At 73.9% G+C, this 20463-nt stretch carries 22 protein-coding genes; 8 read left to right on the plus strand and 14 right to left on the minus strand.

Annotated features, from left to right (window positions below; all coding sequences use genetic code 11):
* Positions 1–13: 13 nt before the first annotated feature.
* The 4 genes from ACFPBZ_RS13715 to ACFPBZ_RS13730 form a co-directional block, all read right to left on the minus strand.
* Positions 14–211, minus strand: a complete 198-nt coding sequence (locus ACFPBZ_RS13715) for a hypothetical protein (RefSeq protein ID WP_378036619.1) — start codon at positions 209–211, stop codon at positions 14–16.
* A 66-nt stretch (positions 212–277) separates the two neighbouring features.
* A complete protein-coding gene (locus tag ACFPBZ_RS13720) occupies positions 278–2728 on the minus strand; it encodes an ABC transporter ATP-binding protein (protein ID WP_378036620.1) in 2451 nt (816 codons plus the stop codon).
* Positions 2729–2879: 151 nt separating this feature from the next.
* The gene (locus tag ACFPBZ_RS13725) at positions 2880–3020 is read right to left on the minus strand and encodes a hypothetical protein (protein WP_378036621.1); all 141 of its coding nucleotides are present in this window, start codon (positions 3018–3020) and stop codon (positions 2880–2882) included.
* 190 nt (positions 3021–3210) lie between these two features.
* Positions 3211–4425 (minus strand): MFS transporter, encoded by a 1215-nt coding sequence (locus ACFPBZ_RS13730; protein WP_378036622.1) that lies wholly within the window; start codon positions 4423–4425, stop codon positions 3211–3213.
* A 57-nt stretch (positions 4426–4482) separates the two neighbouring features.
* Here ACFPBZ_RS13730 and ACFPBZ_RS13735 point away from each other — a divergent pair, with 57 nt between their 5' ends.
* The gene (locus ACFPBZ_RS13735) at positions 4483–5085 is read left to right on the plus strand and encodes a TetR-like C-terminal domain-containing protein (protein ID WP_378036623.1); all 603 of its coding nucleotides are present in this window, start codon (positions 4483–4485) and stop codon (positions 5083–5085) included.
* On the opposite strand, the gene ACFPBZ_RS13740 is transcribed toward ACFPBZ_RS13735, so the two are convergent.
* From ACFPBZ_RS13740 to ACFPBZ_RS13750, 3 genes are all read right to left on the minus strand, one after another.
* Positions 5061–6236 (minus strand): alkane 1-monooxygenase, encoded by a 1176-nt coding sequence (locus tag ACFPBZ_RS13740; protein ID WP_378036624.1) that lies wholly within the window; start codon positions 6234–6236, stop codon positions 5061–5063. The two genes, ACFPBZ_RS13735 and ACFPBZ_RS13740, sit on opposite strands and share 25 nt — an antisense overlap.
* 233 nt (positions 6237–6469) lie before the next feature.
* Positions 6470–6775: an NIPSNAP family protein gene (locus tag ACFPBZ_RS13745; protein WP_378036625.1), complete on the minus strand. Its 306-nt coding sequence runs from the start codon at positions 6773–6775 to the stop codon at positions 6470–6472.
* 21 nt (positions 6776–6796) lie between these two features.
* Complete coding sequence (locus ACFPBZ_RS13750; protein WP_378036626.1) at positions 6797–7384, minus strand: TetR/AcrR family transcriptional regulator; 588 nt, start codon at positions 7382–7384, stop codon at positions 6797–6799.
* Positions 7385–7946: 562 nt separating this feature from the next.
* Between ACFPBZ_RS13750 and ACFPBZ_RS13755 the strand changes: the two genes are divergently transcribed.
* The 3 genes from ACFPBZ_RS13755 (at position 7947) to ACFPBZ_RS13765 (ending at position 10168) form a co-directional block, all read left to right on the plus strand.
* Entirely contained in the window at positions 7947–8528 is a 582-nt protein-coding gene (locus ACFPBZ_RS13755) for a hypothetical protein (RefSeq protein ID WP_378036627.1), read from the plus strand.
* Between the two features lie 183 nt (positions 8529–8711).
* Positions 8712–9278 carry a mycothiol transferase gene (locus ACFPBZ_RS13760; protein ID WP_378036628.1) on the plus strand — a complete coding sequence of 189 codons (567 nt, stop codon included), beginning with the start codon at positions 8712–8714 and terminating at the stop codon, positions 9276–9278.
* Positions 9275–10168, plus strand: a complete 894-nt coding sequence (locus ACFPBZ_RS13765; protein WP_378036629.1) for an aldo/keto reductase — start codon at positions 9275–9277, stop codon at positions 10166–10168. The genes ACFPBZ_RS13760 and ACFPBZ_RS13765 overlap by 4 nt, the downstream gene beginning before the upstream one ends.
* A 16-nt stretch (positions 10169–10184) precedes the next feature.
* On the opposite strand, the gene ACFPBZ_RS13770 is transcribed toward ACFPBZ_RS13765, so the two are convergent.
* Genes ACFPBZ_RS13770 through ACFPBZ_RS13780 form a run of 3 tightly spaced genes read right to left on the minus strand, consistent with a single transcriptional unit; the run spans position 10185 to position 13752 of the window.
* The gene (locus ACFPBZ_RS13770) at positions 10185–11420 is read right to left on the minus strand and encodes a cytochrome P450 (RefSeq protein WP_378036630.1); all 1236 of its coding nucleotides are present in this window, start codon (positions 11418–11420) and stop codon (positions 10185–10187) included.
* A complete protein-coding gene (locus ACFPBZ_RS13775) occupies positions 11417–12061 on the minus strand; it encodes a TetR/AcrR family transcriptional regulator (protein ID WP_378036631.1) in 645 nt (214 codons plus the stop codon). Before ACFPBZ_RS13775 ends, ACFPBZ_RS13770 begins: the two co-directional genes overlap by 4 nt.
* A complete protein-coding gene (locus ACFPBZ_RS13780; protein ID WP_378036632.1) occupies positions 12058–13752 on the minus strand; it encodes a GMC family oxidoreductase N-terminal domain-containing protein in 1695 nt (564 codons plus the stop codon). The genes ACFPBZ_RS13775 and ACFPBZ_RS13780 overlap by 4 nt, the downstream gene beginning before the upstream one ends.
* 83 nt (positions 13753–13835) lie before the next feature.
* Between ACFPBZ_RS13780 and ACFPBZ_RS13785 the strand changes: the two genes are divergently transcribed.
* Both ACFPBZ_RS13785 and ACFPBZ_RS13790 read left to right on the plus strand, forming a co-directional pair.
* On the plus strand, positions 13836–14258 hold the full coding sequence (locus ACFPBZ_RS13785) for a CopG family transcriptional regulator (RefSeq protein WP_378036633.1): 423 nt from the start codon (positions 13836–13838) through the stop codon (positions 14256–14258).
* A gap of 11 nt (positions 14259–14269) precedes the next feature.
* Complete coding sequence (locus ACFPBZ_RS13790; protein ID WP_378036634.1) at positions 14270–15394, plus strand: extracellular catalytic domain type 1 short-chain-length polyhydroxyalkanoate depolymerase; 1125 nt, start codon at positions 14270–14272, stop codon at positions 15392–15394.
* On the opposite strand, the gene ACFPBZ_RS13795 is transcribed toward ACFPBZ_RS13790, so the two are convergent.
* Positions 15391–16026: a hypothetical protein gene (locus tag ACFPBZ_RS13795; protein ID WP_378036635.1), complete on the minus strand. Its 636-nt coding sequence runs from the start codon at positions 16024–16026 to the stop codon at positions 15391–15393. The two genes, ACFPBZ_RS13790 and ACFPBZ_RS13795, sit on opposite strands and share 4 nt — an antisense overlap.
* Before the next feature lie 43 nt (positions 16027–16069).
* Positions 16070–16441 (minus strand): DUF2255 family protein, encoded by a 372-nt coding sequence (locus tag ACFPBZ_RS13800; protein ID WP_378036636.1) that lies wholly within the window; start codon positions 16439–16441, stop codon positions 16070–16072.
* A 179-nt stretch (positions 16442–16620) separates the two neighbouring features.
* Here ACFPBZ_RS13800 and ACFPBZ_RS13805 point away from each other — a divergent pair, with 179 nt between their 5' ends.
* Positions 16621–17055 carry an MOSC domain-containing protein gene (locus ACFPBZ_RS13805; RefSeq protein WP_378036637.1) on the plus strand — a complete coding sequence of 145 codons (435 nt, stop codon included), beginning with the start codon at positions 16621–16623 and terminating at the stop codon, positions 17053–17055.
* 11 nt (positions 17056–17066) lie between these two features.
* Here ACFPBZ_RS13805 and ACFPBZ_RS13810 read toward each other — a convergent pair whose 3' ends face one another.
* Positions 17067–17954 carry a GAF domain-containing protein gene (locus ACFPBZ_RS13810; RefSeq protein ID WP_378036638.1) on the minus strand — a complete coding sequence of 296 codons (888 nt, stop codon included), beginning with the start codon at positions 17952–17954 and terminating at the stop codon, positions 17067–17069.
* 72 nt (positions 17955–18026) lie between these two features.
* A complete protein-coding gene (locus ACFPBZ_RS13815) occupies positions 18027–18890 on the minus strand; it encodes an alpha/beta hydrolase (protein WP_378036639.1) in 864 nt (287 codons plus the stop codon).
* A 219-nt stretch (positions 18891–19109) separates the two neighbouring features.
* Here ACFPBZ_RS13815 and ACFPBZ_RS13820 point away from each other — a divergent pair, with 219 nt between their 5' ends.
* Positions 19110–20426 (plus strand): bifunctional o-acetylhomoserine/o-acetylserine sulfhydrylase, encoded by a 1317-nt coding sequence (locus tag ACFPBZ_RS13820; RefSeq protein ID WP_378036640.1) that lies wholly within the window; start codon positions 19110–19112, stop codon positions 20424–20426.
* The last annotated feature ends 37 nt before the right edge of the window (positions 20427–20463 follow it).

Here is a 20463-nt window from a genome sequence, read left to right on the forward strand (position 1 = left end):
TGTGTACCCAAGGTCAGCTCCGCCACGCGGACACCACGAGTCCACCCGCCACGAGGACCAGCGCCACGGAGAGCAGGTCGGCCGTGGTGATCCCGTGGCCCTCCTCGATCCGGTAGAGGATCGGGCCCTCGACCGGGCCGTTGACGAACACCCACACCACCGCCAGGACGACGAGCACCGCCGCGGTCACCAGGCGCGGGCGTCTCCGCACGGGCGTCCTCCGGGGTGATCGACTTCCGCGTGGGGGAAGTGGGTGGGGACCGAACGGTCCGCCCGATCATGCCCCGCCGCGCGCCCCGGCCGGGTCGGGGCGGCGGTGCGAGGTCGGCGACGGGGTCGGGGACGGGGTCGGGGTCGGCGGGCGCTCGGTGTGGGCGAGGAGGTCGGCGACCGTCCGGCGGGCGAGGCGGCCGGTGGGGGGCGCGGCCTGGTGGCGGCTCGCCGGGGTGGGGCTCGACCCCGGGTTGCGCGGCCCCGGGACGAGCCGCGGCGGGAGCGCGGGGGAGGCCGGGGGAGCGGGCCGCGGGGTCGGCGGTGCGGCGGGGGCCGGCGGGATGGGGGTCGGGCGCGCGGCAGGGGCCGGCGGGACGGGGGTCGGACGCGCCGCGGGGGCCGGTGGAGCGGGCCGGACGGGAAGGTCGGATCGAGGGGAGCGGACCGATCGGTCCTGGCCCCGGTCCGCTCCGCGGAAGTCGATCGAGGTGCTCGACGGACGCGGCCGACCGGCGACGGGCACGGGGAGCGGGCGCGGGCGCAGCGGGGTGGGCGCGGTGACGTCCGAGGGCCGGGCCGACATCGCCGCATCGGCCCGGGCGAGCGCGAGCAGGCGCAGCGGGTTGGTCACGGCGTCGGGCAGCACCCCGGCCGGCACGGGCGCCGGCCGCCGGGGTGGCACCGGGCGCAGCACGACCGACGGGACCACCTCGTCGTCGGGGGCCTGCGCCCCGCTCTGTGCCGCCCACAACGTGGCGTAGACACCGGACTGCGTGAGCAGGTCGTCGTGGCGGCCCTGCTGCACGATGCGGCCCTCGTCGAGCACGACGACGAGGTCGGCGTCGCGGGCCGGGGTGAGGTCGTGGCTGACGACGATCGTGGTGCGGCCGTCGGCAAGGCGGCGCAGCGGGTCGAGCACGGCGCGGGCCGTGGGGGCGTCGAGGCCGGTGACGGGCTCGTCGAGCACGAGGATCGGGGAGGTCCGCAGCAGCGCCCGGGCGATCGCGAGGCGCTGGCGCTGCCCGCCGGAGAGGGTGGCGCCGTCCTCGCCGACGACGGTGTCGAAGCCTTGCGGCAGCTCGCGGACGAAGTCGAGCGCGCCGGCGTCGCGGGCGGCGGCCTCGATCTCGGCCTCGCTCGCGTCGGGCCGGGCGTAGGCGATGTTCTCGGCGACCGTGAGGTCGAACAGCATCGGCTTCTGCGGCAGGAGGGTGACCGCGCGGCGGACCGCGGCGACGGTGCGGTCCCGGACGTCGACGCCGTCGAGCCGGATCGACCCCGACTGCGCGTCGACGAACCGCAGCAGCATGCGCGTCAGCGTCGACTTCCCGGCGCCGCTCGGGCCCGTGACCAGGACGAACTGCCCCGGCTGCACGTCGAGCGAGACGCCCGCGAGCCCCGCGGCGGCGGTCCCGGGGTAGACGTAGCGCACGTCGCGGAGCTCGAGGCGGCCGCGGCGGACGGGGGAGTCGTCGGCGTCGGGGGCGTCGGCGACCTCCGGGTCGGCGTCGAGGATCTCGACGAGGCGCTCGCAGGAGGCCGACGCCGAGGTGACCGTGAGGTGCAGCGAGCCGAGCTGGGACAGCGGCGGGTAGAGGTAGCCGAGATAGGCGGCGAACCCGAACAGGCCGCCCACGGTGAGCTCGCCGGAGGCGATGAAGGCCGCGCCCGCGACGAGGACGGCGAGCAGGGCCCCGCTCTGGATGAGCGTGGTGATCGGCGAGTAGATCATCTGCAGCCGGCTCTCCCGGGCGCGGGCGCGCCACCAGACCTCGCCGTGCCGGTCGAGCCGGGCGCTCTCCACGTGCTCGGTGCCGTAGGCCTGCACGAGCGGGAGGTTCTGCAGCGACTGCTGGATCGCGGTGCCGACCTCGCCGGCGGCGGCCCGCTCCACGCGGGCGGCGGTCCGGGTGAAGCGGCCGGTGATCCGGCTGGTCACCCACATCAGCGGGGCGAGCGCGACGACGATCAGCGCGAGCTGCCACTGCACGATCACCGCGGCCGCGGCGTAGGCGATCGCGGTGCCGACGGCGATCACGGTCGAGACGATCCCCGACGACGCGAGGCCCTCGACGGCGTCGATGTCGGTGGAGAGCCGGGAGATGAGGTCGCCGGTGGCGTGGTGGCCGAAGAACGAGGGGCCCAGCCGCTGCAGGTGCGCGAACACCGCGTGGCGGAGCCGGAAGACGAACCGTTCGGCCGCGCCGACCATGAGCCAGCCGCCGATCACCGACAGCACCCCGCCGACGGCGGTGAGCACCATCCACTGGATCGCGGCGGGCCACACGGCGTCCATCGAGCGGGCGGTGGTGGCGCCGTCGACGATCCGGGCGAACATCGTGACGACCACGGTGTCGCAGGCGGTCGAGGCGGCCATGAGGAGGAAGGCCGCGAGGAGCTTCAGGCGGTCCGAGGCCGTGTAGACCCAGAACCGGCCGATGATCTGCTTCAGGGTGAGCGACGGGGTCCCGGCGGCGGCCGGGTCGTCGGTGCCCGCGGTGGAGTGCGCGCCCACGGCGTCCCCTCGGTCGTCCCGGGAACCGGTCGGTGGCCACCCGAGGGGAGCAGGGCCACCGACCGGCCCGGAGGTCGGCGGTGCACCGGCCGGCCGGAGCCGGACCGGTGCGGCGGCGACCCGCTAGGGGCGGGTCACCGCGGGACGCGACCTAGTCGTCGCAGCAGTGCTTCGGCTTGCAGTCCTTGGGCTGGTGGCAGCTCTGCGGGGGCTTGCACTCGTGGCAGCAGCAGCTGCGGTGGTGGTGGTGACGGTGCCTCGGGGGAGCGCACAGCTCGAAGAAGTTGCCCACGTCGGACTCCTCGGGGAAAGGAACGGCCCCCCTCCGGTCGGCGGGGAGCCAGGTCACGATCGGGTCACGACGTAAGAGTCAGCTGTGAGCGAGCTGTCCCCCTGTCGAGTGATACGCACATGTCTGTGAATGCCTACAAAGTTTCGTCAAGGACGGGCCGCGGACGGAAACCGCCGGTCAAGGGCCGCCCTCAGGCGGGCACGGGGCGGCGCCGGGCCCGGACGAGGTTGATGGCCGCGGCCAGCGCGCCGAGCACCACGACCACCCCGCCGTAGATCTCCGCCGCGGTGGCCAGCCCGACGAGGCCGCTGCCCACCCCGGCGATGACGGCCGGCACGGAGAACGCGGTGTAGGAGATGACGTAGGCGACGGCGAAGAGCTCACCGCGTTCGTCGGGACCGGCGATCTCGGCGAACACCCCGAAGCAGGCGAGGGCCGCGGCGCCGAACCCGATGCCGGCCACCACCGTGCCGAGGCCCGCGACGACCACCGAGGTCACGGCGATCCCGACGAGCGTCACCGCCGTCCCCAGCGCCAGCAGACCGGCGGCGGGGGCGACGAGCGAGCGGACGGGCCGGGCGCGGAGCAGGAAGCTCGCGACGGCGCCGGTGCCGCAGAGCAGCGTCACCACCAGGCCCCCGACGAGCCGCGACTGCACCCCGAGCAGCGACGACGCGATCGACGCGCCGAGCGAGAGGTAGAGCCCGCCGAGCGCCCAGCTCGTGAGGAGCACCGGGGTCACGGCCAGGACCTCCCCGCGCAGCCGGGGCGCCACCCCGACCCGCGGGATGAGCGACTTCCACACTCCGGGGCGGCGGGTGGAGGTCTCGGGCAGGACGGCGACGACCACCGCGGAGAGCGCCAGCAGCACGAGCAGGACGATCCAGACGAGGCGCGTCGGCGCGGGGGCGAGCTGGATGAGGGCGCCCGCCCCGACGGCGCCGGCCGCGAGGCCCGCGAGGGTGCCGACCCCGGTGACCATCCCGGCGCGCTGCGGGGCGTGCGGCGGCGCGAGGTCGACCATCGTCGCGCCGAGGGTGGTGATGGCGGCCCCGGTGGCGATGCCCTGCAGGACCCGCGCGACGAGCAGCGCCGGGACCCCGCCGGCGAGCAGGAAGACGACAAACGACACGGCCTCGAGCGCCAGGGCCCCGACGAGCACCGGCCGGCGCCCGATGTGGTCGGACAGCCCGCCCACGACGAGCAGCGCGCCGAGCAGCCCGAGCACGTAGACGGCGAACACGACGGTGAGCGTCGCGGCCGAGAAGCCGAAGAGCTGCTGGTAGAGGGGGTAGAGCGGGCTCGGCACGCTCGAGGCCGCCGGGTAGAGGACGACGACGAAGCCCACCGCGGCGAAGAGCCGGGCCCGGGTGCGCTCTTCGAGCAAAGATCGCTGCGTTTGCACGACGACGACGCTAGCACGGTCCGCGCAGCGATCGCTGCGTTAGGTACAGTCCGTGCCATGACGGAGCGGGGCGTGGCGGAGTCGGCGGGGACCCGGCCGGGTGGTCGGTCGGCGCGGGTCCGGGCGGCGGTGCACCGCGCGGTGCAGGACCTCGTGTCCGAGGGCGTGCTCACCGAGGACCTGACGATCCCGGTGGTCGCCGCGCGGGCGGGGGTGCACGCGACGACGGTCTACCGGCGCTGGGGCTCGGTGGCCGAGCTGCTGGCGGCCGTGGCCGAGCACCGGTTCACCGGCGACGTCGTGGTGCCCGACACCGGCGGGCTCGGCGGCGACCTCGAGCGCTGGGCCGGCGACGTCGCACGCGACCTCACCGACCCCGACACCCTCGCGCTCATGCGCGCCTCGATCGGCGCGGGCGAGACCGCCTCGTGCGCCTGCACCGCGGATCGTCGGGCCCAGATCGAGGCGATCCTCGACCGGGAGCGCGGGCGCGGCGGGGAGGTCCCCGGCGTCGACGCCGTCGTCGACACGGTGCTCGGCCCCTTGTACTACCGCGCGCTGTTCGAGCCCCTGGACGCGCGAGAGCCCGCACCCGGGAGTCGGGTACGGGCTCTCGTCGGGAAGGTCCTGGGCGGTCAGGCGGTCTCCGCGACGCCGTAGCGGGCGCGCTTGCGGGGCAGGACGTTGGCGAGGGTGAGGTCGCCGTCGTAGTGCGCGCGGACCTTCGGGTCCATGATCGCGCGCCACAGCGGCGGGAAGATCGCGATGACGATCATCGTGCCGTAGCCCGAGGGCAGCTGCGGGGACTCCTCGAAGTGGCGCAGCGTCTGGTAGCGCCGGATCGGGTTCGCGTGGTGGTCGGAGTGGCGCTGCAGCTGGTAGAGCAGCAGGTTCGACACGGTGTGGTCGGCGTTCCAGCTGTGCCGGGGGTCGACCCGCTCGTAGCGGCCGTCGTCCCGCTTGCCCCGCTTGAGGCCGTAGTGCTCGAGGTAGTTGACGACCTCGAGCAGGCTGAAGCCGACGACGGCCTGCACGACGAGCCACGGCAGCACGGCCCAGCCGAAGGCGACGATGAGCGCGCCGAAGAGCACGATCGTCATGGCCCAGGCCTGCAGGATGTCGTTGCGCCAGGTCCAGGGGCTGTTCCCGTGGCGGGCGAACTTCTTGGCCTCGAGGTGCCAGGAGCTCGTGAGGCTGCCCCAGACGCTGCGCGGCAGGAAGCTCAGCCAGAAGTTCTCGCCGAGCCGCGAGCTGGCCGGGTCCTCCGGCGTGGCGACCCGGACGTGGTGCCCGCGGTTGTGCTCCACGTAGAAGTGCCCGTACGCCGAGGTGGCGAGCGCGATCTTCGAGAGCCAGCGCTCGTTCTCCTCGCGCTTGTGCCCGAGCTCGTGCGCGGTGTTGATCGCGATGCCGGAGACGACGCCCATGGTCAGCGCGAGGCCGAGGTTGCTGACGAACCCGAGGCTCTGCGTCGCCCACACCCAGCAGCTGAAGACGAGGCTGACGTACTGGATCGGGAGGAACAGGTAGGTGATCCACCGGTAGTACTTGTCGGCCTCGAGGCGGGCCCGCTCGGAGTCGGGCGGGTTGTCGTCGGTGCGGCCGATCAGCATGTCGAGCGCCGGCAGGATGACGAACAGGATGATCGGGCCGATCCACCAGAAGAGGCTCAGGCCGGTGAGGTGCACCAGGCCGTAGGCCGCGATCGGCAGGGCCGGCATCACCGTGCCGAGCGGCCAGAGGTAGCGGCGCCTGTCGCGCCAGGGCTCCTGGGTCTCGATCCGTTCCTGTGGTGCCTGTTCGACGGTCATCGTCGGCCTCCCTCGTGTCCCCGCATCGCAAATGACTGTGACACGGTGTCGCACTAGAAACAAGACCGAGTTTTTGTCTCAGACACGTACTCGTGCCCGGGTCCCGGGGGTGCATGATCACGTCGATCGGGCGCGTACAGCCCTCGCGCGGGGGCCGGAAGGGCGCTGGGTGACCGATCGTCGTGATCACGCCCGAGGGCCGGGGGAACGTCAGTGGCGCGCCGCCGCTGAGCTCACTCGAGGTGGGGGCGCATGAAGGTGCGCTCGTGGCGCAGGACGCAGCCGGACTCGTCGCGGATGCGGTCGGCCGCCACGAACTCGGGGTCGACGCCGAAGCGCTCCCGGTAGACCTCGTAGTCGGCGAGGCTCGGGAAGCTGAAGAGTGCGAGGGCCTCGTCGCTCGCGCCCTCGCCGGGCAGGAAGTAGCCGTGGTGGGTGCCGCCGTGCCGGTTCACGAGCTCGATCCAGGCGGAGGCGAAGCGCTCGAAGGCCTCGATCTGCGTGGGGTCGACGGTGTAGCGGACGACGCAGGTGATCACGCCGGGGGGAGTACCCCGTGGTCAGGCCGAGAGCAGGCAGCCGGCGATCCGGGCGAGGCGGTCGGCCGCCTCCGGGTGGGGGAGTCCGGGGGAGACCAGGTGGCTCACGGTCAGGCGCACCACCGCGTCGACGGCGTCGTCGACGACGGCCCCGCGGATGTCGGGCCGCCGGCGCCGGACCCAGTCCCCGACGACGCCCGCCCCGCCCGCGATGATCGCGTCGCCCCGGGTGGTCAGGAAGGGCAGCAGGCTCGTGTCGCCGCTGCGGCTGCCGGTCAGTATCGCGCGCAGCAGCGGGTTGTCCGCGGCCTCGTCGAGGGTGAAGCGGACGGCGAGCCGGACGCCGTCGGGCACCTCGTCGGTGTTCTCCAGGATCGACGCTATCCCGCCGAAGAACCGCTCCGCCTCCCGCTGCACCAGCGCCTCGCCGACGCCGTCCTTGGTGCCGAACTCGCGGTAGAGCGTCGGGCGCGAGACCCCCGACTCGGTCGCGACCTCCCCGATGCGCACCCGGTCCCAGCCACGGTCGACGGCCAGCGTCGCGGCCGTGTCGAGCACCCGCTCGCGCACCTGGCGCCGGAACTCCACGCGGAGCGATTCGCCGGTCATGGATGGAGTGTCACTCATTGCGACCGTTCGCGTTCGCGGCGGAACCGGCTGACGGCCGTTCGGGTGTCGACACTCCGTCCGTTACCGCATCGTGACCCGACTATTTGGTGCGGGCTTTCGGCCTGACCTGCAGGTCTGTCCGGCGTAATCGGCTACGGGAACGCTAGGCCGAACGAGTGGCTTGGTCACGGTAGGCCACGTCTGTGTAACGACGGGCGAGACCTACCGATGAGTCGGCGTAACCGGTGTTCGACCGGCAGTCGGGGTAACGAAGAGGGGAGTCGCAAGGATGCGTGTACGTCCCGGTCGTCTACTGCCGAGCGTGATCGTCGGCGGACTGCTGGCCTCCGGGCTGGCCCTTGGTGCGGGTACTGCGATTGCTGCCGACGGATGGACCGACGGACAGGCATGCAAGGTCCTCCTAGTCACAGGTGTGGCAAAGGGCGACAACTGCGTGGGGAAGATGTCAGGGCTGCCGCTGGGCCCTCTTTCGCAGGCGACGGCCGTTGTTCCGGCCGCTCCTCCGGAGGAGTCGCAGGAGAGCGAAGCGCCTGCGCCCGTCGTGTCCTCCTCCACCACGACGTCACCTCGCAACACGACGGACAAGGACGCGCCCGCTACGACGACGACGACGGCGCCGCCTGCTGATTTGCAGGGTGGCGGCGCTGGCAGAGGCGGCCCGGCCATCGCAGCCGGTGGCGGGGCCCCCGCGCCGCTCGCGGGTGCGCCCGCCGGTGCCGCTGCCGGACCGCTCGGGGCCTTCTCGCCTGCTGCGTTCGGCGGCATCGCGCCCGCCGGGCTGGCGTCGAACCTGTTCGGGGCCAACGCCTACGACCCGGGCCTGCTCTTCGGCTCACCCCTCGGCGGGGCCGCCGCGCAGCTGTTCAACCCGCAGGCCGGCTCCGGCGTGACCACGGTCAGCCAGGCGCAGGTCCTGGCGAGCCCGGGCCGCGGCTACGGGACCCCGGCCACGGTCGGCGTCATCATCCTGGCGTGCCTGATCGGCTTCGCGGTCCGGCACCGGGTGATCACCCGCATGAAGGCCCGCGACCTGCCCGAGGAGACCGCTCCCCGGCACGCCGCCCCCGAGGTGGAGCAGATCGACGAGGACTCCGAGGCGAGGACCACGGTCCTCACCCGCTAGGCAGACGATCATGCCGAGCGCGACGTCGCGCTCGGCATGATCAAGTGCCTAGCGACGTACTTCCCGGGTGGTCACCGCGCCGACCTCCCGGGCCCGACGGCCGGCTCGACCGGCCACGGCGATCCGGCGACGTACCTCCCCTGGCCGTCGCCGGATCGCCGACACCTCCTACCGTCGTCGCCCGTGAGCGACACGCCCTGGGAACCGCCCCTCGCCGGCACCGAGGCCGAGCACCTCGTCGGAGCCCTCGACCGGCTGCGCGCGACGTTCCGGTGGAAGGTCGACGACCTCGACGACGACGGCCTCGCGTTCCCCCTCGGGGTCTCCGCCCTCACCCTCGGCGGGCTGCTCAAGCACCTCGCGTGGGTCGAGGCGCTGACGTTCCGGACGAAGCTCCACGGCGAGCCGCTGGGGGAGCCCTGGGACGACGGGCACTGGGACGACGACCCCGACTGGGAGTTCACGTCCGCCGCCGCCGACAGCGCGGCCGAGCTCTACGCCCGGTACGACGAGGCCGTCGCGCACTCCCGGAGCACCCTCGCCGCCGCGGTCGCCGAGGACGGGCTCGATCGGCCGGTCCACCTCACCGGCGCCGACGGCACGCCCGCGAGCCTGCGCCGCATCGTCCTCGACCTCGTCGAGGAGTACGGCCGCCACACCGGGCACGCCGACCTGCTGCGCGAGAACGTCGACGGCCGCGTCGGCGAGGACCCCCCGCCCGGATGGGCCCCTGCCACCATGGGCCGATGAGCTCCCGTCTCGTCCTGGGCTGCATGCGGATCGAGTCGCTCGACGACGAGGCCGTCCGGTCGCTCGTCGGCGCCGCGCTCGACGCCGGCATCACGGTGTTCGACCACGCCGACATCTACGGCTCCGCCCGCCACGCCTGCGAGCAGCGCTTCGGCGACGCCGTCCGGTTCACCCCGGCGAAACGCGAGCAGGTGGTCGTCCAGTCGAAGGTCGGCATCCGCGAGGGCTACTACGACTTCTCCCGCGAGCACGTCGAGCGCACCGTCGACGAGTCGCTCGCGGCGCTGCGGGTCGACCACCTCGACGTCCTGCTGCTCCACCGCCCCGACGCCCTCGCCGATCCCGACGACACCGCGGCGACCCTCGAGCGACTGGTCGCGGCCGGGAAGGTCCGCGAGGTCGGGGTCTCCAACCACACCGCGGGCCAGATGGACCTGCTGCAGCGCAGCCTGCCCCGGCGCATCTTCGTGAACCAGCTGCAGTGCGGGCTCGGGCACGCGGCGCTGATCGCGTCGGGGCTCGCGGCGAACATCGTCGGGCTGGAGCAGTCGGCCGACCGCGACGGCGGCGTGCTCGACGCCTGCCGCCGCGACGGCGTCGTCGTGCAGGCCTGGTCGCCGTTCGGCGACGCGAGCGGGCGGGTGGTCCTCGGCGACCGCGAGAACCACCCGGTGCTCAACGACGCCCTCGACGAGGTCGCCGCCGCGCACGGGGTGAGCACGGCGGCGGTCGCGGTGTCGTGGCTGACCACGCACCCGGCGGGCATGCAGGTGGTCGTCGGCTCGACGAGGCCCGAGCGGATCGCCGAGGCCGCGCCCGGGGCGGAGCTGCGGCTGAGCCGGCCGGAGTGGTACCGGCTGTTCACCGCCGCCGGGCACACCCTGCCGTAGCAGGACGGGCGCCGTCCTAGGAGGGCAGGCGCACCGGCAGGTGCTTGATCCCGTTGACGAAGATCGAGCGCAGGCGGTCGGGCTCGCCGACGACCTCGAGCTCCGGCATCTCGGTGAGCAGCCGCCGGAACATCACCCCGGCCTCGCGGCGCGCGAGGTGGGCGCCGAGGCAGAAGTGCGGGCCGTGGGCGCCGAAGCCCTGGTGGGGGTTGGGGGAGCGGCGCAGGTCGAGCCGGTCGGGCTCGGCGAACACGGTCTCGTCGCGGTTGGCCGAGCCGTAGACCAGCAGCAGCTTCTCCCCGGCGCTCACCGGGACCCCGCCGACCGTCGTGTCGTCGACGACCGTGCGGCGCATCCAGTTGATGGGGGAGGCCCAGCGGACCACCTCGTCGACCGCGCTAGGGAGCTCCGGCTCGGCCGCCCAGGTCTCGCGGGCGGACGGGTCGACGTGCATGCCCCAGACGCCGTGGGTGACCGCGTTGCGGGTGGTCTCGTTGCCGGCGACGCAGAGCAGGATGAAGAACGACGCGATCTCCTGGTGGGTCAGGCGCTCGCCGTCGACCTCGCCGTGGACCAGGGCGGAGAGCACGTCGTCGCGGGGCTCGTCCTGCACCGACGCGGCCAGCTCGGTCATCAGCCCCGAGAGCCCGGCACCCGCGGTGAGGTAGTCCTGCAGCGGGTTCTCGGAGGAGACGTACTCCGGGTCGTCGCCGGCGAGGATCATGTTCGACCACGTGAACACGTCGGCGCGGCGCGACTCCGGGATGCCCATCATGTCGCAGATCAGCAGCAGGGGGAGCGGGGCGGAGATCTCGGTGACGAGGTCGAACTCGCCGCCGTTGTCCCGGGCCTTCGCGCGGGCCCGCTCGAGCACCTCGTCGGCGATCCGCTCGACGTCGTCGATCAGCCCGGAGACGCGGCGCGGGGTGAACGCGCTCGCCGCGATCCGCCGGATCTTGGTGTGGCGGGGGGCGTCCATGCTGATCAGGGAGCCGAAGAACTCGTGGGCCTCGGCGGGCAGGTCGAGGATCGAGACGGCTCCCTGGCCCGAGCAGAAGCGGTCGGGGTTGCGGCTCACCTCGTCGACGTCGGCGTGGCGGGTGACCACGCGGAACCCGTTGCCCTTCGGGAAGCCGGGGAACTCGGGCTCCTCGTACCAGGGCAGGCCGTCGGTGGCCCGCAGGTCGGCGAAGGCGGCGTAGCGCTTCTCCCAGGGGAGGTCCCAGAACTCGCGGTTGCCGAGGTCGTTCACGGTTCCTCCGGAAGAAGATGGAACAGGGTGGTCGTCAGGATCGTGCGGACGGCGGGCCGGTCGAGCGAGCCGCGGACGAGCCACTCGCGCGATGCGGCGCGGACCATGCCGAAGAAGGCGCGCAGGCGGGCCCGGCGCCCCTCGTCCTCGGGGTCGTCGCCCAGGGCGGTGAGCACCCGGTCGACCGCGGTCTCGTCGGCCTCCTCGACCACCGCGTCGATCTCGGCGTCGCCGGAGAGCCCGAGCCCCACCGAGAGCCACAGCCCGCGGCGGGTCTCGACGGTGTCGAGGAACCACTCGACGGCGGCCGCGGCCCGGTCCTCGCGGGTGTCGCCGGGCAGCTCGGCCGCGGCCTCCTCGGGGATCGTCAGGAGCACGCGCAGCGCCTCGAGGTAGAGGCCGCGCTTGGTCTCGAAGTAGTGGTTGAGCAGGCCGCGGGCGACGCCGGCCTCGCGGGCGAGGTCGGTGGTGGAGACCTCGGCGTAGGGGCGCACGGCGTAGACCCGCAGGGCGGCGTCGAGGATCTCGGTGCGTCGGGCGTCGGGGTCGAGCCGCCGGCGGACCTCCGGTGCCGGCGGGACACGGAGCGCAGCGGAGCTGGACCCGGGTGACGGGGCCGCCCCCGACGACGAGGTGGTCACCGCAGGACCGTCAGCGGCAGCCGCAGGGCGGCCGGGGCGTCGTCGGGAACCACCGGGCGACGCGGGGGCACCGGCTCCACCCGGCGGTAGGGCTCCCCGGGGGCGGGTCGCGCATCGGTCTCCCCGGCGTTCGGCCAGTACGACATCGCCCGCTCGGCCAGCGCCGTGATCGTCAGCGACGGGTTCACGCCGAGGTTCGAGGGCACCGTCGAGCCGTCCATGACGTGCACCCCCGGGTGGCCGTGCAGGCGGTGGTAGGCGTCGACCACGCCGTCCTCGGGCGTGGTCCCCAGCACCGCGCCGCCGAGGAAGTGGCCGGTCACCGGGATGTTGACCAGGCTCGACGCGGCACCCACCGGCACCCCGCGGATGCGCTTCGCGACCCGGCGGGCCACCTCGTGCCCGGCCGGGATCCACGGCGGGGTCGACGAGCCGCTGCTGCGCAGTCCGGGCAGGAACCGCCGGCGCCGCAGCTCGAGGGAGTTGTTCAGCGTCTGCATCACCAGGAGCACGATCGACTGCTCCGACCAGCCCTTCGGGCGGTGCAGCAGGGGGAGCTCCCGCCGACGGGCCACGACCTCGCGCAGGACCTGCCGCCAGCCGGGGCCGCGGGCGCCGATCGTCGGGTCGTCGGAGGAGGCGGTGCCGTCGACGAGCATCGCCGACATCAGCGAGAGCAGGTTGGAGCCGTGCCCGTAGCGCACCGGCTCGACGTGGGTGTTCTCGTCGACGTGGATCGACGAGGTGATCGAGACGCCGTCGGTGAAGTCGACGCCCGCCTCGTCGGTCCGGGCGGCGAGGATCGCCTCGGAGTTGGTGCGCACCTGGTCCCCGAGCCGGGAGCTGATCCGCGGCAACGTCGCCGACTGCTTCGCGAGCAGGCGGGCGGTGCCCAGCGCCGACGCCGAGACGACGACCTGCCCGGCCGTCAGCACGCGTCGTCGGGACCGGTGCCCGAGCCTCGGGGTCTCGCGCACGACGACCTCGTAGCTCCCGTCCGGCATCGGACGGATCGTCGTGGCGGTGGTGAGCGGGTGGACGACCGCGCCCGCGGCCTCGGCGAGGTAGAGGTAGTTCTTCGCGACGGTGTTCTTGGCGCCGTGGCGGCAGCCGGTCATGCACTCGCCGCAGTGCCTGCACGTGGTGCGGGCGGGGCCGGCCCCGCCGAAGTAGGGGTCGGGGACCTCCACGCCGTCCTCGTCGCCGAAGAGCACCCCGACGTCGGCGTTGCGGTACGTGTGCCCGACCCCCAGCTCCTCGGCGACGTCGCGCATCACCGCGTCGGCGGCCGAGGTCCGTGGGTAGGTCTCGACGCCGAGCATCCGGGACGCCTGGTCGTAGTGGCGGTCGAGCTCGTCGTTCCAGTCGACGTCGACGGGCCAGGTCCCGTCGGCGAACACCCGGGCCGGCGGGCGGTAGAGGGTGTTCGCGTAGACCAGCGAGCCGCCGCCGACCCCCGCGCCCGAGAGCACGAGGACGTGGCGCAGCGGGTCGACCCGGAAGATCCCGTGCAGGCCCAGCCGCGGGGCCCACAGGAAGTCGCGCAGGTGCCACGAGGTGCGGGCGAACTCGTGGTCGGCGAATCGTCGGCCGGCCTCGAGCACGCCGACCCGGTAGCCCTTCTCGGTCGCCCGCAGGGCCGCGACGCCGCCGCCGAACCCCGAGCCGATCACGAGGACGTCGTAGTCCATGGCGGAAGCGTGCCCCCGCTGTTGGCAGCCTGTCAAGAGTGCCGGGTTGCGGACCTTCCGCCAGCCGTGCACCATCCAGGTGGATGGCGAGCGGAAGGCGGGGCAGCGTGGCGGTGGAACCGGATCGCACGGAGAAGATCACCGTGAACCTGGGTCCGGTCGACCTCGGCCGGATCGACCTCCTCGTACAGGAGGGCTTCTTCACCACGCGCACCGACTTCATCCGCACCGCGGTGCGGAACCAGCTCGAGCGCAGCGACGCGACGATCGAACAGACGGTCGCGCGCCGCACGCTCGTGCTGGGGACCCGCCATCTGACGCGCGCCGAGCTCGAGGGGCTGCGGGCGCGTGGGGAGCAGATGCACCTGCGGGTGCTGGGGCTGGCGACCATCGCCGACGACGTCGATCCCGACCTCGCTCTCGCCACGATCGCCTCCGTCGAGGTGCTCGGGGCATTCCGCGCGTCACGCGCGGTGAAAGCGGCCCTCGGGCCGCGCATCGTCTGAGGAGGACGACCATGGGTATCACCACCGGGCTCGCCAGGTCGACACGCCTGATGCTCGCCGGACGGCTCCAGGAGGCGACCGCGGAGATCCAGCGGTCGCTGGGCGCCGCGTCCCCGATGGGCTCCGGGCCGATGAGCTCGGGGCCGATGGCGGGCCGCTTCACACCCGGGTCGATGTCCGGGGCGTTCACGCCCGGCTCGTTCGGCGCCGGACGGTTCGGCGCCGGGTTCCCGAGCGGCACCTTTCCCGGCGGAAGCGGCTTCGGGGGCGCCGGCTTCGGGGGCACGACGACCGCCGGCACCGGCTCCACCGCGCCCGGCAGCGTCACGCGCGGGTCCGCGAACGGGCTCGCCTACCGCCTCTACGTCCCGACGAGGCCGCAGTCGCCCGCACCGCTGCTCGTCGCGCTGCACGGGGGCACCCAGGACGCCGACACGTTCGCCACCTCGACGGGCCTCGACGAGGTCGCCGAGCGCGAGGGCGTCGTCGTGGTCTACCCCGAGCAGTCGCGTTCCGCGAACGCCATGGGCTACTGGAACTGGTTCCGCCCCGGCGACCAGGTCCGCGACGCGGGCGAGCCCGGGCAGATCGCCGCGGTGGTGCGGGAGGTCTCGGCCGCCCACGAGGTGGACCGTGACCGCGTCGGCGTCGTCGGCTTCTCCGCGGGCGCCGCGATGGCGGCCGTCCTGGCCGCGGTCTACCCGGACGTCTTCTGCGGGGCCGGGGTCCACTCCGGGCTGCCCTACCGCGCGGCGACCGACGTCGGGTCGGCCTTCGCCGCCATGAAGTCCCCGCCGGCGACCGTGGCCGACGCGGGCCCCGTCCCGCTGTGCGTGATCCACGGCGACGCCGACCCCACGGTGGCGCCGGCCAACGCCGACGCCGTCGTCCGCTCCGGGCTGCTGGCCCGGACCGGCGCCCGCGAGGAGCGCACGACGGGGCAGGTCGAGGGCGGCCGGTCGTGGACCCGCCGGCGGTGGAGCGAGGACGGCGGCCGCGTGGTCGTCGAGTCGTGGACCGTGCACGGCATGACCCACGACTGGTCGGGCGGCCGGGCGGGCGCCTCCTACGCCGACCCCACCGGGCCGGACGCCTCGTCACTGCTCGTCGAGTTCCTGGGCATGCGCCGGAGCTAGGTGTCCCGGGGCCGGCCGAACAGCTCGGTCCGCAGCCGGCCGTCGTCGTCGTACAGCTCGTGGACGCCCTCCACGAACTCCCGCCGGGTCAGCGCGGCGATCGACGGCCACTGCGCGGCGGGCCGGGTGAGCGGCCCGTCGGTGCCGGTGAAGGCGCCCATGCCGTGCAGGGCGATCCACCGCGGGTCGTAGACGCTCGCGGTGGCCGCGTCCCACTGCGCCACCCGGTCGATCAGGCCGGGGAGCAGGCCGGGCTCGTGGAAGGCCCACCGGTTGATCGGCGGGCCGTAGGTCTCGGTGAGCACGCCGCACGCGGCCGCGGCGGTGGGGTCGGTGCACCGGTTCGCGTCGATGCGGGCGCGGAGCTGCGCGGCGTAGAACCAGAACGCCCCGGTCTCGCCGTGTCCGGCCCCGATGGTCCAGCTCCGCTGCGCTGCGTGTCCCTCGCCGAAGACCACCGCCGCCATCGCCATCAGCACCGGCGGCGAGTGCTCCTCGGGTGCGGCGAGGACCCGGGCGACGGCCTCGCCGCGGGCCCGGGGGTCGGCCAGCGCGGCGAGGGCGACGTGCTGGTCGGAGACCTCGATGTCGGCGTACTCCCCGGTCGGCGTCACGGGGACGTGGTTCGTCATGCCCCGACCCTGCTCACCGGGCGCTCCGCGGACCTCCGTGCAACTACCCAGGGACGATGGTGACGGTGGCGCCCCGCGCGTCGGCGGCCGTGATCCGGTCGAGGGCGCCGGAGAAGCGGCGGTACTTGCTGCGGTACACACCGTCGAGGGCGTCGCCGTAGACGTCGTCGGCGTCGGCGAACGCGACGTCGCGCTCCACGCCGTCGGCCCGGATGCGGCCCGCCATCCGCGTCCGGGTGCCCCGGAACCAGGCCGCGCCCCGGCCGGTGACCGACCGCAGGTAGAGCTCGTCGCCGAGCCGGACCACCCAGACCACGCGGTCGGGGCGCAGCGTCCCGTCGGCGCGGCGGGTCGCGATCTCGACCTCGTCGGCCCGCCCGATCCGGTCGAGGTCCTCCGCGTCCCAGGCACTCATGCGGTGCTCCTCCCGCGGCGCCGTCGGGCCGACCCCACGACACGACGGTACGAGGTGGCCGTGACCAGGGCCTTGATCGGGAGGAGTGTGGGGGACCGTTCGGTCCGCGCCCCGTTCCCTCACCCGGATGTCGATCATGTCCGGCACGGCGGGCCGCACCGTCCGTAGGCTCGGCGGACGTGACGATCCGGGTGGCCGCGCTGCACGTCGCGCCCGAGCGCAAGGCGCCGATGGTGGCCGTCGACCACATCGACGTCGAGGCCGGGAAGGGCGTCGTCGGGGACCGCTACTTCGGCACCCGCCACCGCCACGTGTCGGTGCAGTCGCTCGAGGAGCTCGCCGAGGCCGCGGCCGCGCGGGGCGCGCCGGTGCCGGCGTCGGACACCCGGCGGACGGTCACGCTCGACGCCGGCCGGGTCCCGACGACGCCGGGGGACCGGCTGACGATCGGCGACGTGGAGCTCGAGGTGGTCCGCCGGGCCGCGCCGTGCCGGGTGATGGAGACCAGCGTCGGGCCCGGCGCCGCGCGGGCGATGCACGACCGCGGCGGGGCGGTGTTCCGCGTGCTGACCTCGGGGACGATCTCGGTCGGCGACGAGGTCGCGGGCCGGTAGTCCGTGCGGGATCAGGCGGGTCCGGCCGGGGACCCCTTCTCGGCGACGAGGCGCAGCGCGATGTCGACGTAGCGACCGAGCAGCTCCCCGAGCGACCGGGCGTGGTCGTCGAGACCCTCGGGCCGGCGGGTGAAGAGATCGAGCGACCCCACCCGCTCCCCGTCGTGCACCGGGACCGAGAGCACGGCCCGCACGCCGAGCTCGGCCGCCGCGTCGCAGAAGTGGTTCCAGTCGGGATCGTCGGCGTCCGTCGTCGCGTGCACCGGGGTGCCGGTCTCGGCCGCGTCCCGGCCGGGACCGCCGGCCACCGACTGCACGGCGGACAGGGCGCGGGCGACCTCGTCGGACGACTCCGCCCAGGCGACGGTGCACCGCCGGTCCCACACCGTGATCCCGGCGTGCGCGATCCCGGGGACGGCGCGGGCGTACCCGAGCAGCTCGACGACGACCCCGTGCGCGCGCCGCGACCGGTCGTAGCGCGGGACGACGGCCCAGAGGTCGGCGAGCTGCGACCGCTCGGCCGCCGTGAGCTCCAGGCGCGCCTCGCGCAGCACCCGCTGGGCCCGCAGCTCGGCGGTGAGGACCTGGGCGCGGACGGTCAGCTCGTGCAGGCCGTCGCGGGCCAGGCGGGCCCGCTCCGCGGCGAACCGGGCGTGGGAGAGCCGGACGGCGCGGTTCTCCTGGGCCTGCCCGCTGCTGCCCGCGACCTCGTCGGGATCGACGTCCGCCCCGGGCGGCCAGGACCCGGCGTCCTCCGTGAGCTCGGCGTGCCCCGTGAGCTCGGCGTGCCCCGCGAACTCGGCGTACTCCGCGAGCTCGGTGATCAGGGCGACGAGCTCGTCGACCTGGTCCCGGGCGCGCGTCGGGTCCTCGCCCTCGTCACGCGCCAGCGTCGTCATCGATGTCCCCCCGGACCCGGGCCAGGAGCCGCGGGCTCCTCCATCCGGGGGGACGCTACACACCTCGGCCCGTCACGCTCCGGTCAACATCCGAACGGTGGCCTCCTGCACCGGTCCCGGGGCCGCCAGCCGCGCGCAGGCGTCGAAGTGCGTGCCCCCGGACTGCGGGAGGATCGTCGTCGGGACCCCCGGCCACGCGGTGGCGAGCAGGCGCTGCTGCCGCTCGAACTCGCCCGGTTCGTCCCCGCCGCAGGTCAGCATGAGCGGGCCGGGTCCGGTGGGGGCGTGGTGCACGGGGCTCGACCGGCGGGCGTCGTCGGGGGACATCCCGAGCACGTCGTTGAGGTACGACCGCCGGATCGGCTCGAGATCGTAGAGCCCGCTGATCCCGACGACGGGCCCGACCGTGTCGGCGGGCAGGCCGTGGTCCGCCCAGTCGGTCGCCATGGCCATCGCCACCAGGTGCCCGCCCGCGGAGTGCCCGACGAGCCCGAGGCCGGTCGCGCGGGCCCCGAGGTCGCCGGCCCGGCGGGCGAGCTCGGCGATCCCCGCCCGGACGTCGGCGACCACGTCGGCCACGGCGACGTCGGGCACCAGCCGGTAGTCGAGCGAGGCGAAGACGGCGCCGGCGGCCAGGAACGGCTCGGCGAGGAAGCCGAAGGTCTCCTTGTCGAGCGCCTGCCAGTAGCCACCGTGCACGAACACCACGAGCGGCGCCGGACCGTGGCCCGGGGCGGGGGAGTAGACGTCGACGCCCTGGCGGGGGTCGTCGCCGTAGGTGATCACCTGCGGCGGGTGGTCGCGACGCATCGCCCCGCTGCGTGCCTGCCAGTCGGCGAGAGTCGCGTCGGGGTCGGGCTCCAGGGCCCGCGCGTCGTACTGGGCGTCGAGCCATTCCCTCGTCGCGCCCTCGGGCACGTCTCCCGGTTCCGTCATGTCGTGCGACTACCCCGCACGTCACCGTGATCACCGTCGGGCGGTGACGCTGCCGCCGCTCCCGCGTCACCCTCTAAGCTGATCGGCGTGCTCCACACCGCCGTGCTCGAGCCCGTTCGTGACGAGTTCTGGCCCAGTCGCCGCACCGACGCCTTCGACGAACACTGTCGTCGTGCCGGCTGACCGCAGAGAACCCACGATCCCAGGAGAGACCCCGCCATGAGCACCCCCGAGAACAACTGGTCCTTCGAGACCAAGCAGATCCACGCGGGCGCCACGCCCGACCCGTCGACCAACGCCCGGGCGACGCCGATCTACCAGACCACGTCGTACGTCTTCCGCGACACCCAGCACGGCTCCGACCTGTTCTCCCTCGCCGAGCCGGGCAACATCTACACGCGGATCATGAACCCGACGACCGACGTGCTCGAGCAGCGCGTCAACGCCCTCGAGGGCGGCGTCGCGGCGCTCGCCTTCGCCAGCGGCAGCGCGGCCACCACGGCCGCGATCCTGACGATCGCCGAGTCGGGCGACCACATGGTGTCGAGCCCCAGCCTCTACGGCGGCACGTACAACCTCTTCCACTACACGCTGCCGAAGATGGGCGTCGAGGTCTCGTTCGTCGAGGACCAGGACGACCTGCAGCAGTGGCGGGACGCCGCGCGCCCGAACACCAAGCTGTTCTTCGCCGAGACGCTGCCGAACCCGGGCAACAACGTCCTCGACATCCGCGGCGTCGCCGACACCGCCCACGAGGTCGGCGTGCCGCTGCTGGTCGACAACACGGTGCCCACGCCCTACCTGGTGCGCCCGATCGAGCACGGCGCCGACATCGTCATCCACTCGGCCACCAAGTTCCTCGGCGGGCACGGCACCTCGATCGCCGGCGTCGTCGTCGACGGCGGCACCTTCGCCTTCGGCGAGCACGGCGACCGCTTCCCCGGCTTCACCGAGCCCGACCCCAGCTACCACGGCCTCAAGTTCTGGGAGGCCCTCGGCCCGGGTGCGTTCGCGGCCAAGATGCGGGTGCAGCACCTGCGCGACACCGGTGCCGCGCTAAGCCCGTTCAACGCCTTCCTGATCCTGCAGGGCATCGAGACGCTGAGCCTGCGCATGGACCGGCACATCGCCAACGCGCAGGCCCTCGCGGAGTGGCTCGAGCAGCGCGACGAGGTCGAGCAGGTCTGGTACGCGGGCCTCGAGTCGAGCCCGTGGCACGCCGCGCAGCAGAAGTACCTGCCCCGCGGCGCCGGCAGCATCGTCGCCTTCGAGCTGCGCGGCGGCGTCGAGGCGGGTCGCTCGTTCGTCGACGGCACCACGCTGCACTCGCAGCTGGCGAACATCGGCGACGTCCGCAGCCTGATCGTGCACCCGGCGTCCACCACGCACAGCCAGCTCTCGGAGCCCGAGCAGCGCTCCAGCGGCGTCACCCCGGGCCTCGTCCGGCTCTCGGTGGGCATCGAGAACCTGGAGGACATCCGGGCCGACCTCGAGGCCGGCTTCACCGCGTCCAAGTCGGCGACGTCGAGCTCCTGAGAGTGACCGACCTGATGGCCGGTGGACCCGGTTCGTT

This window comes from Actinomycetospora atypica (assembly GCF_042653685.1).
Taxonomy (GTDB): Bacteria; Actinomycetota; Actinomycetes; order Mycobacteriales; family Pseudonocardiaceae; genus Actinomycetospora; species Actinomycetospora atypica.